Genomic DNA, 14,618 nt, shown 5'->3' on the forward strand with positions numbered 1-14,618 from the left:
GCGGTGCTCGGCAGTGGTCGAACGTGGACGTTGCCTCGAGCGGCGGCTAAATCTTACCCGTCGCCGCCGAAGCATCGTCCATATGGTGAGACGGTTTTCAGCCCGGCCGATTACAGCCCTGCTGCCCCCGCTCGCGAAAAAGCCAGCGCAGTCCGATGGGTGTGACAATCGTGGTGACGAGCGCCATGAGGACGAGAGCGGAAAAGAGATTGGCGACGACCGTGCCGGGATAATCGAAGAGCCCTGCCTCCCATGCGATACTCACGATGATCAATTCAACCGCCCCGCGGCCGCTCATGCCGAACCCGACCCCGAGCGCCTCCTTGCGGGTGAGACCAGAAAGCAGAGCAGGAAGCCCGGCGCCAATGATCTTGCCCATAAGTGCGACTAGAATCAGCGCCAGCACGATGCCAGGAATGATGGCAAGGGCCGCGAAATCCACGCGAATACCGATCGAAAGAAAGAAAAGCGGGGCCAGCAAGCCCATCGTGAGATCGCTGACCGTTGCTTTCAGGCGCGCGAAAGAGGCTTGACCCAGGCTCTTGGCGTTGAACAGAAGGGCGGCGGCGAAGGCTCCGATGATGAAGTCCATGCCAAGCAGTTCGGCCAGCCCTGCAAACCCCAAGGCTGTCAGAATGAGCGCGGTAAACTCAGGGGCGGGAATCCGCAGGCGCGAGATCAGATTGGCGATCCTCGGCGCCCCGAAATAGCCGGCGGCAGCGACAATGAGGAAGAACAGCGCGGCTTTGCCAAGCAGCGGCAACATCGCCCCAATCCCCGGGACGGAACCTGCCGCAATTGCGCCGGTCAAGATCGCGAGGAGCACAAGTCCGATGATATCGTCGAGAATTGCAGCGGCGATCACCGTGCGACCGGTTGGGGTGTGGACCATGCCGAGATCCATGAACACGCCGATGGCGACCGGGACCGCAGAAATTGACAATGCAACGCCGACCAGCAGAGCCTGGACGAATTTCATCGGGTTGTCGGGAAGCACCCACCACGCAAGGGCCATGCCCAAAGCGAGTGGCAACAGCACGCCTCCGAGCGCCACGGCAGCCGAGCGACCCGAATGTCTGAACAGCTCTCCGGGGGCAATTTCGAGGCCGGCAAGCAGCAGCAGGAAGAAAATTCCGAACTCGGCGGCAAGGTCGAGAAAGGCGCTGCGCGACAATTCGGCGAGAAACGGAGCGTTGAGGGAGGCCGCCAAAACCGCCAGTATTAGCCCGGCCCCGATCTCCCCCACCAGCGCGGGCTGGCCGAGGCGCGTTGCAATCTCTCCGAAGGATCTCGCCGCCAGCAGCAGGAGAATGAGATGCAGCACATGCTCGATCATCGTGCGAACCCGATTGCGGCAGCTGCGACAAGGCCAACGGCGGCAGTATAGGCGAGCATTGGCACAAGCGTGACCCGGATGATCTCTCCCTCGCGCCCGACACGGCCGACGACGGCTGCAGCTGCCACCACATTGACGACCGACACCATGTTCCCCGCGCTCGCGCCAAGGATCTGGGCGCCAAGGACGGTTTCCGGTGGCAGTCCGGCCTGATTGGCTGCGGTGAACTGAAACAGGGCAAATGTCATATTGCTGAAGGTCGCGCTTCCTGAGAGAAAACTGCCCAGCGCTCCGATGAATGGTGCAATCACCGGCCAGTTCTGTCCGGCGGCATCGGCCGCAAGAACCGAAAGCGCCATTGGCATGCTGGGCAGACCGTCCGAATTGATTCCCGAATACACAAAGACGCGCACCATCGGGACCGCCGCTGCAAGCGTCACAGCGCTTGCGGCCGCGATCTTCAGGGTGTCCCGGCCAGCGCGGCGGAGCCGCTCACTGTCGAGAGGCAGAAGGAAGACGGCCAAAAGACCCGCGATCAAAAACATCGAACCCGGCAAATATAGCGGCGCAATCGCAATGTTGATCGGTGTCCCCAAGACCGAAAGCCAGGCAAACGAGACATCCTGCATGACCTGTTTAACCGGCAACAGATCTGCGCGGCTCACGAGAAGGAGCGCGGCGAGCAAGAGATAGGGTGCCCAGGCTCGCTTCAGTGTAACGCGTGACGGTTCTACGGCAATCGGCGCGCCCGAAGTGGCTGCGCCAGATCTGGGTTTGAGGAAACCGCGTTGGGCTGCTGGAACCACGAGCACGATGGCACAAAGCGCGCCGGCAAGCGCGGGAAGTTCGGGACCTAGCGTCGCACTGACGATAAAGGCAGGTATGGTGTAAGCCAGACCGGCAAACAGAGCGAACCGCCAATAGCCCAGCGCACTGGACCAGCTTCGTTCTTTGGAAAAGAACCGCGAATAGATAAGGATGAGCGCGAACGGGACGAGCGATCCGGTAGTCAGATCAATTGCAGCTGCCATCTGCGCCGAGTTTTCGATCAGATTATCGAGCCCGCCATTTGCGGCAGGTTGACGGAGTCCTTCGCGCAGCCCGATGGCCACCGGCGTACCGATCGCACCGAAGGCAACCGGGCTGCTATTGGCAATCAGTGCAAGCGACACGGCTGCCATGGGTGTGAAACGAAGCGCCACAAGCAGCGGAGCGGTAATGGCGGCCGGTGTGCCGAAACCGGCGACGCCTTCGAGGAAAGCACCGAAGGTCCAGCTGATGACGATGAGCTGGACCCGCGGTTCCGGCGATATGGCCGCGAATCCTTCGCGTATCCGGGCCATCGCCTCGCCTTCGGTAAGGAGCCTCAAGAGAAGTATCGCACCAAATATGATCCACAAGACCGAGGCCGCGATCGCCAAACCCTCGATCGAAGCGGCGAGGATTGTGCGGGGCGCCATGTGCCACAGGAAATAGCCGGCAGCGGCGGTTACGAGATAGGCCAGTGCCATGGCCCGCGATGCGGGCATCCGCAGACCGACAAGGAAAAGCAGAACCGCGAGCAGGGGCGAAAGCGCTGCAAGAAATAGGCTGAATGTAATGTCGCCCTCCGCTCGGCCGTAAGCAGCGCCAGACTGCGTCTCGTCTATCGGACGGGAAAGAGGGCCGGCGATTACGGCGGAGACAGGCGCAGAGGCACCCTCGGCCCGCATCAGCGCGGCTCGGCCCTCCCCGTCCGGGGCCAAAGGAGTCAGGCGGGCTCAGCCATTCGGCAGCATGGCTTCTCGCGCCGCTTGCTCGGCAAAGCTCGCGATAAGCTCACAGCACCTTTCCGGCTCGCGCAGAAAGGGGTGATGATCGAGCCCCTCAAGGACACAAAGCTGCACACTCGAGAAAGCTTCTGCCAGCGCTCTTACCGGCGCAAGCGGTGCCATGATGTCATCGCTCCCATGAATACAAAGCACGTTGTGAACGGGCTCTAGAATTCTCAGGTCGTCCGCAACATCATGGCGATAGACAACATCCCATAGCGACGAGGTAGATGACCTCCACGTATGCTTGACAAGGTCTTCGACGACCTCGCGCGGAATATCTCGAATGAGATAGGGCAGGATTCTCCCTAACAGGCGGCGCGTGATGATGCAGGCTAGCATGGTCAACAGGACGTTGGTGTATATGAGCCCTCCTTTAACCGGTCCCTGGCGCATATATGTATACGCCGCGTCCTGCGATCCGAAGTGAGGCAGGCTGATGAGTACGAGGCGCTCGACAGTCTCGGTATGTCTGGCCGCATAGGCTGCGGCAATCAGGGCGCCCAGCGAATGGCCAACGAGCGTTACCGGCCCGAGAGGGGCGAGAACGCGCTGCAGGGCATCGACATGCCGTTCGACGCTATACTTCACCCAGGGCTTGGGCGATCGTCCGAAGCCCAAGAGGTCGACGAGCACAATTCTATGCTCTTGCGCAAGCTCGGTTACCCGCGTCTCCCAATATCGCGTGGTCCCACCCAGCCCCGCAACGAACACCAGGGTCCGGACACCGCTTCCAAATATCTTCACAAATAGCTCAGGGTCGCGATCGCGTCTTGAAGGGAGGATCAAATCTTGCACCATTTCTCTGATTTTTCGCGCGTCGCCTGCAGGACAGACGCCTTGGCGTCGCCAAGGTTACACGGGCGGCTCAGTCTGACGAGCGCCGACGAAACCAGACAGGCATACGAGCGGATCATGGCGGCGTAAGGCTGCGTATCCTGCCGCGTCTTAACCGGGGAGACCGTAAAAAAGACAAAGGATCCCCTCGTCATGATAGCTACCCTGACGCTCAACCCGACTATCGATGGTGCGGCGCAGGCCGAGGTGGTGAAGCCGATGCACAAGATCCGCACATTCGATGAGCATTATTACCCTGGCGGAGGCGGTCTCAACGTTGCGCGCGTCATCAATGAACTCGGCGGCGAGTCCTACGCGCTTTATCTTGCAGGTGGAGCAACAGGCGGCGTGTTGCAGGAGCTCGTCAAGCAAGCAAGGGTGCGGGCCGAACGCTTCTCGATCTCCGGCTCCACGCGGATCAGCCACGCGATCTACGAACGGTCCACCAATCTCGAATTTCGCTTCGTGCCGCAGGGTCCGGAAGTCTCCGAACGCGACTGCGAAGTCGTCCTGCGAGCGCTGCAAACGCTCGATTGCAAATATCTCGTGGCAAGCGGGAGTCTTCCGCGCGGCCTGCGTAGCGATATCTACGCCGTCGTCGGTGCGATTTGCCAGCGCCGAGGCATCAAGCTGGTACTGGACAGTTCTGGAGACGCTCTGCGGCATGGCATTGGTGGCGGCGTTCACCTGGCAAAGCCGAGCCTAGGCGAACTCGAAACGCTCGTCGGCCGAAGGCTGGCGACCGCGGCAGAGCAGGAAACGGCGGCCCAAGCCATCGTGCGCGATAATGGCCTCGACATGCTCGCTCTCACTCTGGGGCGCGATGGCGCCATGCTTGTAACGCCCGAGAAGACCGTGATGCACGCCGCCCCGAAGATCAATGCACAAAGCGCCGTCGGTGCGGGAGACAGCTTCCTTGCCGCAATGACCGTTCGCCTTGCCGCAGGCGACGCGCCCGAGGCGGCCTTTCTTTACGGCATGGCAGCTGGCGCTGCCACGGCGCTTACACCAGGAACTTCGCTATGCAAGCGCAGCGATGTCGAGCGGCTCTATGCCGAACTCAGAGCGCGCAGCGAGGGCTAGGGTGGCAGGCAAGCAACTGTAAGAGCCAGCGCTCATTACCGTCTTGATCCAGAAGCACTATGGTTCAGCCTAGAGGGAATTCGCTTTGGCAACACTCACTTTAGAAGTCGGAAATCTCTTTGAAGAACTCGATCACCTCGGCGTGGAGAAGCAGCTGCGGCATGAAGCCGGCGTAAGCCGAGCCACTGCAAACCCCGCGGGGGGCAGCGTGACCGTGGAATACGACCCTGCGCAGACCGATGGGACGCGGCTTCAGAGCCTGATCAAAAGCTGCGGTTTCCGCTGCCGTGGCGGCATCATGCCGAAGCATGTCTGTAAACCGGCGGAAGCAAATCTTTCGGAATCCGGCACGGGACCGGGGCGCGGTGCGGACAGCAGGGGAGAACAGGCAGTTCACCACGACCACCGCCAAGGCGGGGCGAAGGACGAAATGGCCCAGGAAATGGGCCACGGGGCAGGCATGGACATGCAGGAGATGGTACGCGACATGCGCAACCGTTTCTGGATTACCTTCATCTTCACGATCCCGATTTTCATCTACTCCCCGATGGGCGGGTTTTTCACTCCTCCGGCCCCGCCGTTCGGCATGAATCTTGAGCTTTTTCTGTTCGGCCTGGCGAGCGCGGCCGTGCTCTATCCGGTCTGGCCATTTGTGGTCGCTGCATGGCGCGCCCTTCGCAATGGCATTCTCAATATGGCCGTGCTTGTCGTGCTTTCGGTCGGCACCGGCTATCTCTTCAGCGTCGGATCGACATTTTTCTTTCCCGGCGTGCAATTCTATGAGGCCGTCGCCATCCTGCTCGTGTTCATCCTCCTCGGGCACTGGCTGGAAATGCGCGCGCGCGCGGGCGCGTCGGCGGCGATCCGGGCTCTGCTCGACCTGGCCCCGCCAATGGCGGTCGTTCTGCGCGATGGCGAGGAGCAGGAAATCCCAACGGCCGACGTCCTTGAAGGCGACACCGTGCTCATCCGCCCGGGCAACAAGATCCCCGTAGACGGGGAGGTATTGGAAGGCAGCTCCCAGGTCGATGAATCGATGCTGACCGGTGAATCCATGCCCGTCGCGAAATCCCCCGGAGACGAAGTCATCGGGGCAACGATCAACAAGAGCGGCAGTTTCCGCTACCGGGCGACCAAGGTCGGCGCTGACACGGCGCTCGCGCAAATCGTGAAGCTCGTGCAGGAGGCGCAGAATTCCAAGGCGCCCGCGCAATTGCTCGCCGACCGCGCGTCGCAATGGCTTGTTCTGATCGCGATCGTCATTGGCCTCGGAACGTTTGCTGTCTGGTTCTGGTGGATCGGTGAAACATTGCTGTTTGCCGTGACCCTGACAATCACGGTCTTCGTGATCGCCTGCCCCGATGCGCTCGGACTGGCCACACCGATGGCGGTCATGGTCGGCACCGGGCTCGGCGCAAGTCGCGGCATTCTGTTCAAGAACGCGTCGGCGCTGGAAGACGCCACAAAGCTCAATGTCGTTATCTTCGACAAGACCGGCACCTTGACGATGGGCGAACCGCGCGTCGTGGATATCGTGGCCGCCGAGGGCCGCATGCCCGAACAAGTGTTGCTACTGGCCGCTGCGGTCGAAAAGGGATCGGAGCATCCGCTCGCCCTTGCGATCCTTGACAAGGCCGAAGGACTGAAGATCCCCGAAGCGCGCGATTTTCTCAACCGCGACGGGAGAGGGGCGCAGGCGGAGGTCAACGGCGATACCGTTTTCCTCGGCAACCGCCGGCTGATGGACGAAGAATCAATCTCACTGGGAGGGCTGGCTGACAAGGCCGAGGAACTCAAGGGAGCGGGCCGCACGGTCGTCCATGTCGCTCACCAGGGGATTCTTGTAGGCCTGATCGCGATCGCCGATGCGCCGCGTCCGACGGCCAAGGCCGCGATTGCCCGGCTACATGACAAGGGCGTCGAGGTCGCCATGCTCACCGGCGACAATGAGGGTACCGCGCGGCGCGTGGCCGAGGAACTGGGTATCGACATCGTGCTCGCCGATGTGCTTCCCGGCCAGAAGGCCGACAAGGTGAAAGAGCTTCAGTCGCAAGGAAAAAGAGTCGGAATGGTCGGGGATGGCATCAATGATGCGCCTGCCCTGACCCAGGCCGATGTGGGCTTTGCGATCGGGGCCGGTACCGATGTGGCCATGGAAAGCGCAGACGTCGTGCTGATGCGAAGTGATCCCTACGATGTTGTGGGCGCGGTGGAGCTGTCGCGTGCGACGCTGCGAAAGATGCATCAGAACCTGTTCTGGGCGGTCGCCTACAACGTCATCGCCTTTCCCGCCGCCGCCGGTGTCTTCTATCCGTTCATTATCAGTCCCGCTGTCGCAGCAATCGCGATGTCCGGCAGTTCCGTCCTTGTCGCGGTCAATGCCCTGCTGCTCAAACGCACCCGCCTAGACAGCTATAAGCCTGAAAATTTTGCCGAAGAGGCCCCCACACCGCCTGTTACCGGTCAGGCGAGTGCCTGAGTGTCAGGCCTTGATGCCGTCCAAGTGTCCTTCACTGCAAGAGCGTCCGACGCCTCATTCGCTCGGCAGGGCACGGGCCAACAGCCGGTCGGTGTCAAGCGAAGCATTCGCTCCGCCATAAAGAAACGCACGGTTGTCGGGGTCGAGCCGCGTCACGCAGAACCCGGCGAGAACGGCAGATGGTGCATCGCGGAGGCAGACTGCCTCGAGCGACAGCGCGACCGTCTCGACGAAGGCGCGCGCTTCGGATTCCGCGGGGACACCATTGACACGAATGCCGTCGAGGCGATCGATGGCCGCATCGAGCAGCGGATGCGCGCCCTGCGCCCGGCCAAGCTCCGCGCGCAGGGCTTCCCACGCTTGCGGTTCGCGCGTGAGCGCGCGGAGGGCATCGAGCGCGATCACGTTACCCGACCCCTCCCAGATCGCGTTGAGAGGGCTCTGCCGAAAAAGGCGCGGCATGGGCCCCTCTTCCACAAAGCCGGCGCCGCCAAGACACTCAAGCGCTTCGTAGACGAAGCCGGGTTGACGTTTGCAGACCCAATATTTTGCGATCGGTGTCGCGAGGCGCGCAAAGGCCGCTTCGCGTTCGTCGCCGGCCTGCGCAGCGTCGAACGCCGAGGCGATGCGGATCATCAGCGCCGTCGCGGCCTCGACCTCGAGCGCGAGGTCGGCGAGAACACCGCGCATGGCGGGCTGGTCGGCCAATTGGCGCTGGAAGGCCGTGCGGTGCCGCGTATGCCATGCGGCTTGCGTAAGAGCTGCACGCATTCCCGCGGCGGACCCTGCAATGCAGTCGAGCCGTGTACCCTGCACCATATCGATGATGGTCCGTATGCCCCTACCTTCTTCCCCGACACGCTGGGCCCAGGCGCCGTGATATTCGATCTCGGACGAGGCGTTGGAGCGGTCGCCGAGCTTGTCTTTGAGCCGCATGATGTGAATGGCATTGCGGGTCCCGTCGGGGCGCCAGCGCGGCACGAGAAAGCAGGTCAGACCGCCTTCTGCGTAGGCGAGGGTCAGAAAGGCGTCGGACATCGGGGCGGAACAGAACCACTTGTGGCCGATCAGCTCATATTCCCCCGTGCCGAGCGCATGCGCGCGTGTAGTATTCGCGCGAACGTCGCTACCGCCCTGCTTCTCGGTCATCGCCATGCCCATTGTCGCGCCAGTCTTCTCAGCCGCCGGGATAAACCGCGGGTCATATCGGCCGCTGGTAACGCGCGGCTCCCATTCAGCGGCTACGGCCGGTTCGGCGCGGAGCGCGGGAACGACCGCGTAAGTCATCGACATCGGGCAGGCCGTGCCCGCGTCGGCCTGGGTCATGAGGTAGAGGAGCGAAGCGTGCAGCGTATGACCCGCCTGTTCGGCGGTCCAGGCCGCCCCCGACACGCCCGATTCAAGACCGAGGCGCATGAGTTGGTGGTAGGCGGGATGAAACTCGACTTCGTCGATCCGGTGGCCGAAGCGGTCGAAGGTTTTCAGCTTTGGCGGATTTTCGTTGGCAAGGCGCCCCCATTCGAGCGCCTCGAAACTGCCGACGCGTTTGCCAAATACAGCAAGCTGGTCGCGGTGCGCAGCCGCCCCGTTTCGTTCGAGTGCGCTTTGCAGAGGAACGTCGAGCTCGAAGGCGTTGAAATCCACAAGGGGTGGAGGCTGGTTGAGCACTTCATGCGTGGCAAGCTGGTCTGGCAAAGAGATTCTCGGCATATCCGAGTCTCGCCGAGACAGCGAAAAAGCGCAACTCCTCACTGGGCGAAGTGCTTTATCTGCCCATTATTGATGGAACCGAATGATGCCATGCGATGACAAGACCGACAGCTGTGCTGCAGAACAGGCTGAAGGGAAGGCGGCGGACTGGGCCAATGCCGAGTGCATGTGCGTAACGCTCGACCGGCAGCGTTTGGCGACCCTCCTCGATACGGAACTCGGCGAGAGCGGAGCCGGCGACACCCTCCTTGCATCACAGTCGAACCTTTTCGCCAACGCCCCGGTTTTCATCGATCCAGCTACGCTTTCGGCCATGACGGAGGTTGTCACGGCCATCGAGACCGTCGCCAAAACCCCCGCCTTCCGCTCGGTTGTCATGGGCTGGGCGCCTTCGTCAGCCGCCCGAGATTTCGGGCCCAAAGGGGTTCTTATGGGCTACGACTTCCATCTCACCGCCAACGGTCCGCGGCTCATCGAGATCAACACCAATGCCGGCGGCGCTTTTCTGAACGCCTTGCTTGCCGATGCGCAAACCCAATGCTGCAGGGAAACACGACCGGCTCTGGCCGCAGACATCTCACAGGACACGTTTCGGACAAGAATTGCCCGGATGTTCGAGGAGGAGTGGCATGCGCAGGATCGTGCCGGTGAGCTCGAATCCATCGCCATCGTCGATGATGATCCTGAAGGACAGCCGCTTTTTCCCGAATTTCTCGCAGCAAGGACCCTGTTGCAGGAGCACGGATATGAAGCGGTGGTCGCCGGGCCCGAGGACCTCGAGCTCTCCCCCGCCGGATTACTCTTCGAGGGCAGGAAAATCGATCTTGTGTATAATCGCCTGGTCGATTTCTCGCTCGATCGCCCGGAGAGCCGGACCCTTCGGGAAGCCTATATGACAGGCCGCGTCGTGCTCTCGCCAAATCCGCATATCCATGCGCTCTATGCCGACAAGCGGAACCTCTGCCTGCTTTCCGATCCGGATTGGCTGGCTTCGTGCGGTTTGAGCGAACGCGAGAAAAAAGTGATCCTCGCCGCGGTGCCGAAAACAGCAATCGTCGATCGTTTTAACGCCGAGAAATTCTGGTCCGAACGGCGAGACTGGTTTTTCAAACCTGCCCGCGGTTATGGCAGCAAGGCCGCCTATCGCGGAGCGAAGCTGACGAAGCGGGTCTGGTCCGAGATCGTCGAGGGCGGCTATGTCGCGCAGCGGTTTACGCCTCCGAGCACGCGCAAGGTCCGCCTTGAGACGGATATCGTCGAGCTCAAAGTGGATGTGCGGCTTTATACCTATGCCGGAGAAATACTGTTGCGCGCGGCACGGCTCTACCATGGCCAGGCGACAAATATGCGAACCCCGGGTGGCGGCTTTTCGCCGATACTTCCCATGACGGATGATCCTGCCTGCGGATTCCGGTAAGTTCGGACGGTTGAACTGTAATTTCCGCCACGTGCTCCCGTCTGTTGGGGGTTACTAATCTATCCGATTGGCAGGGAAGAGGTCTGGTGAGCTACACGCTAAGTTTTCTCGGAGCAGCCGGTACGGTTACCGGATCGAAATATCTCCTGCAGACGCCTGATCACAGGATCCTAATCGATTGCGGGCTCTTCCAGGGCTTCAAACAGCTTCGTGAGCGCAACTGGAAGCCGTTCTCGGTCGATCCGGCGTCAATCGATGCGGTTCTTCTCACGCATGCTCACCTTGATCATTCGGGCTACGTTCCAGCTCTGATACGCGACGGGTTCAAGGGGCCTGTTCTGAGCACGCATGCAACGCTCAAATTGTGCGAATTGCTGCTTCCCGACAGCGGATATTTAATGGAGGCCGACGCCCGCTATGCAAAAAGAAAAGGGTACAGCAGGCACAAATCACCTCGGCCCCTTTACACCCAGGCCGACGCGAAAACCGCGCTGAAGTCATTCCGGCCTGTGCCCTTCCAGCAGCTGGTCGAAGTTACGCGCGATTGCAAGGCGATCTTCCGGCCGATGGGCCATATTCTCGGCGCATCAAGTATCGAGCTGCAGTGCGGCGATATGAAGATTGTCTTCTCGGGTGACATCGGCCGCTATGGCAGCGCCACGATGGTCGACCCCGTGCCGGTTCCAGAGGCCGATTACATCGTCACCGAATCCACATACGGCAATCGCCATCATGGCGAGGCCGATCCTGAAAGTGTACTCGAAGACGTTGTCGGAAGAACGGTCCAGCGCGGCGGGTCGGTCATCATTCCTTCCTTCGCGATCGGGCGCGCCCAGACGCTCCTCTACCATCTCGGTCAGTTGCGGCAGCAAGGCCGCCTGCCGCAAATCCCGATCTATCTCGACAGTCCCATGGCGGTGAACGCCAGCTCGATTTTCTGTGACCATCTCGGCGAACACCGGCTCACCGAACAGCAATGCCGCGATGCCTGCGGAATTGCCGAATATGTTCGCGAAGCCGAAGATTCGAAGCAGCTCAATCGCAGCGCCATGCCGAAGATCATCATTTCAGCGAGCGGCATGGCAACCGGCGGGCGGATTCTCCACCACCTCAAACACTATGCCCCCAGTCACCGCAACACGATCATTTTGGCAGGGTTTCAGGCTGGCGGCACGCGGGGCGCAGCCCTGCGCGATGGCGCGACTGAACTGAAAATCCACGGCAGCTATATCCCCGTTCGCGCCGAGGTGGCACAGCTCGACATGCTCTCGGCCCATGCCGACCAGGACGAGCTGCTGCGATGGCTTGAAGGTTTCCGGTCCTCCCCGCAGCAGGTCTTCGTAACCCATGGCGAACCCGGTGCGTCCGACACCCTAAGACATCTTGTTACCGAACGTCTTGGCTGGAATGCGCGCGTCCCCGAGCACGCCGAAGAGGTCGTGCTTTCATGAGAGAGGGTGTCCTTACCCCCACCTCCTCCACGGATGCACTTGCTCATCCGTTGCGCGCGCGCGCCTTACCGATCGAAACCGCTGGCGAAGCGATGATCTTCATGCATGAGGATTGTCCGGTTGCGCGGTCCGAAGGGTTCCGCGCCCGCGCCCGGGTGGAACTTGTCGCGCGAGGAAGAACGGTGTTGGCGACGCTTTACCGGGCCACTGATAATCTCCTGGCCGATGATGAAGTGGGTCTGCCTCATCGGCTGATGGCACGGCTTTCGCTCGCCGAAGGCGAAGAGCTTCAGGTCAGGCATCCTCAGCCGTTGTCGTCGCTCAGCCACGTTAGAGCTAAACTCTATGGCCACCGGCTTGATGACAACCGACTGGGACACATCATCGCCGATATCGCGGACGGTCGGTATTCGGATGTCGACATCGCCGCGTTCGTCTCCGCATTCGCTGCGCAACCGGCACAAGGTGAGGAAACCGCCGCCCTCACCCGAGCGATGCTCGCTGCAGGCGACCGGCTCGAATGGAATGCCGACCGCGTGATGGACAAACATTGCGTCGGCGGGCTGCCGGGCAATCGGACAACACCAATCGTGGTCAGTATTGTCGCAGCCGCCGGGCTCACGATGCCAAAAACGTCATCCAGGGCGATCACGTCACCGGCCGGCACTGCGGATGCGATGGAGACCATGGCGCCTGTAACGCTCGATGTGGCGGCCATGCAGAAAGTGGTCGAGCGCGAAGGCGGCTGCATCGTTTGGGGCGGCAGCGTCAATCTCAGTCCTGCAGATGACGTCCTTATTCGGATCGAGCGGGCTCTGGATGTTGATAGCGATGCGCAACTTGTCGCTTCGGTGCTCTCCAAGAAACTTGCTGCCGGATCGACGCACGTATTGCTTGACCTACCAGTAGGGCCAACCGCGAAGATCAGGAGCACGGGAGACGCCGATGCCCTGGCGCGGCTGCTCAAGGACGTGGCGCTGCAATGCGGACTGCACGTCACGACGGTCCAGACCGACGGGACCCAGCCAGTGGGACGCGGGATCGGGCCGGCCCTGGAGGCACATGATGTCCTTGCGGTTCTGGCCAACCGCGACGACGCGCCGCAGGATCTCAAAGCTCGCGCGCTGGCGCTGGCTGCCGGCATCCTCGAATTGAGCGGCGCACCACGCTCCGATGCTCTCCATCGGGCGACGCAATTGCTGGTCGAGGGGCGCGCAGAAAGCAAATTTCTTGCTATCTGCGAGGCCCAGGGCGGCTTCAAAGAGCCAGGGCGGGCGCTCCAGACGCGCGAATTCCTCGCCACGCGCGCAGGACGGGTAGCCACCTTCGACAACCGCCTGCTTGCGCGCACTGCCAAACTCGCTGGCGCACCGCAGCGCGCGACGGCCGGTATCGCTCTGCATGTGAAGTCGGGCGATTTGATCGAGGAAGGCCAGCCCCTCTTCACCATTCACGGCGAAAGCATGGGCGAACTTGATTACGCTTTCGCCTTTGCTTTGCGCAACAGCGATATGATCAGATTGGAGGCACAATGAGCAGGGTCGTCTTTTCCCTTAGCGCGGCACCGGGCATGGCCGAAGGACTTGCCCGGTGTTTCGAGGCCGATCTCGGCGAACTCGAGACGCGCCGGTTCCCCGATGGAGAAACCTACCTGCGGATCGCCACACCCGTAAGTGGCCGCGATGTAGTCCTGCTTTGCACTCTTGATCGGCCCGATGCGAAAATCGCGCCATTGCTTTTTGCGGCGGATGCGCTGCGCGATCAGGGCGCACGCAGCATCGCGCTCGTCGCGCCGTATCTAGCCTATATGCGCCAGGACAAGGCGTTCAATCCGGGCGAGGCCATCACATCCATGTCGTTCTCGCGGCTGCTGTCGTTCTATTTCGATTTCCTCGTCACCGTCGATCCCCACCTGCACCGCATCGACAATCTCGACGAGATTTATTCGGTGCCGAGCAAGGTCGTGCCCGCAGCACCGGCGATCGCGGATTGGCTAATAGCCAACATTCCGGACGCTTTCGTCATCGGGCCCGACGAGGAGAGCGAACAATGGGTGCTCGATGTCGCAGACAGGGCAGGGATCCCTTCAGCCGTTCTGGAGAAGAAACGCTGGGGCGACTTCGATGTGGCGATCAGCGGCGGGAGCCTTCCCGATATGGACGACAAACAACCCGTCATCATCGACGATATTGCCTCTAGTGCGCGAACGCTCGTCGAAACAGTCAAGCTGCTCTCGAAGGCTGGGACACAGCCGCCGGTGTGCGTTGTGGTCCACCCCATCTTTGCCGGCGATGCATATGACGAGCTCCTGCAGGCCGGGGCCAAGCGCGTGATCAGCGTCAATGCCATCGCGCATCCAACCAACGCGGTGGATATTTCGCCGGCACTCGCCGAGGCTTTGTGCGCATGGAGCGTCCAGAACGATGAGCTGATCGGAGCCGGTCACTAATCCCACCCTTTCGGCGTAACGAAAGCGCCGCAACCACCAACTGGA

Annotated in this window: 10 protein-coding genes; 6 read left to right on the top strand and 4 right to left on the bottom strand. The window is 61.5% G+C overall.

Annotation, left to right across the window (positions count from 1 at the left end; genetic code table 11):
* Window positions 1-97 precede the first annotated feature (97 nt).
* The 3 genes from J2S32_RS09290 to J2S32_RS09300 form a co-directional block, all read right to left on the bottom strand.
* Window positions 98-1,336: a cation:proton antiporter gene (locus J2S32_RS09290; RefSeq protein ID WP_047822095.1), complete on the bottom strand. Its 1,239-nt coding sequence runs from the start codon at window positions 1,334-1,336 to the stop codon at window positions 98-100.
* A complete protein-coding gene (locus J2S32_RS09295) occupies window positions 1,333-2,985 on the bottom strand; it encodes an L-lactate permease (protein WP_397333643.1) in 1,653 nt (550 codons plus the stop codon). Before J2S32_RS09295 ends, J2S32_RS09290 begins: the two co-directional genes overlap by 4 nt.
* Window positions 2,986-3,096: 111 nt before the next feature.
* A complete protein-coding gene (locus J2S32_RS09300) occupies window positions 3,097-3,948 on the bottom strand; it encodes an alpha/beta fold hydrolase (protein WP_088712493.1) in 852 nt (283 codons plus the stop codon).
* A 189-nt stretch (window positions 3,949-4,137) separates the two neighbouring features.
* Between J2S32_RS09300 and J2S32_RS09305 the strand changes: the two genes are divergently transcribed.
* Both J2S32_RS09305 and J2S32_RS09310 read left to right on the top strand, forming a co-directional pair.
* A complete protein-coding gene (locus J2S32_RS09305; RefSeq protein WP_230279179.1) occupies window positions 4,138-5,067 on the top strand; it encodes a 1-phosphofructokinase family hexose kinase in 930 nt (309 codons plus the stop codon).
* A gap of 85 nt (window positions 5,068-5,152) precedes the next feature.
* Window positions 5,153-7,546: a heavy metal translocating P-type ATPase gene (locus J2S32_RS09310; protein ID WP_253520444.1), complete on the top strand. Its 2,394-nt coding sequence runs from the start codon at window positions 5,153-5,155 to the stop codon at window positions 7,544-7,546.
* Window positions 7,547-7,600: 54 nt separating this feature from the next.
* On the opposite strand, the gene J2S32_RS09315 is transcribed toward J2S32_RS09310, so the two are convergent.
* Window positions 7,601-9,256 carry an acyl-CoA dehydrogenase family protein gene (locus tag J2S32_RS09315; RefSeq protein WP_088712490.1) on the bottom strand — a complete coding sequence of 552 codons (1,656 nt, stop codon included), beginning with the start codon at window positions 9,254-9,256 and terminating at the stop codon, window positions 7,601-7,603.
* 82 nt (window positions 9,257-9,338) lie between these two features.
* Here J2S32_RS09315 and J2S32_RS09320 point away from each other — a divergent pair, with 82 nt between their 5' ends.
* The 4 genes from J2S32_RS09320 to J2S32_RS09335 all read left to right on the top strand — a co-directional run bounded on the left by J2S32_RS09320 (window position 9,339) and on the right by J2S32_RS09335 (window position 14,573).
* Window positions 9,339-10,673: a hypothetical protein gene (locus J2S32_RS09320; protein ID WP_240623727.1), complete on the top strand. Its 1,335-nt coding sequence runs from the start codon at window positions 9,339-9,341 to the stop codon at window positions 10,671-10,673.
* Between the two features lie 86 nt (window positions 10,674-10,759).
* Window positions 10,760-12,124, top strand: a complete 1,365-nt coding sequence (locus J2S32_RS09325) for an MBL fold metallo-hydrolase RNA specificity domain-containing protein (RefSeq protein WP_253520447.1) — start codon at window positions 10,760-10,762, stop codon at window positions 12,122-12,124.
* Window positions 12,125-12,174: 50 nt separating this feature from the next.
* Window positions 12,175-13,659: a thymidine phosphorylase family protein gene (locus J2S32_RS09330; protein ID WP_253520449.1), complete on the top strand. Its 1,485-nt coding sequence runs from the start codon at window positions 12,175-12,177 to the stop codon at window positions 13,657-13,659.
* Entirely contained in the window at window positions 13,656-14,573 is a 918-nt protein-coding gene (locus J2S32_RS09335) for a ribose-phosphate pyrophosphokinase (RefSeq protein ID WP_253520452.1), read from the top strand. The genes J2S32_RS09330 and J2S32_RS09335 overlap by 4 nt, the downstream gene beginning before the upstream one ends.
* Window positions 14,574-14,618 lie beyond the last annotated feature (45 nt).

This window comes from Qipengyuania citrea, from assembly GCF_024171405.1.
In the GTDB taxonomy this organism is placed as follows: domain Bacteria; phylum Pseudomonadota; class Alphaproteobacteria; order Sphingomonadales; family Sphingomonadaceae; genus Qipengyuania; species Qipengyuania profunda.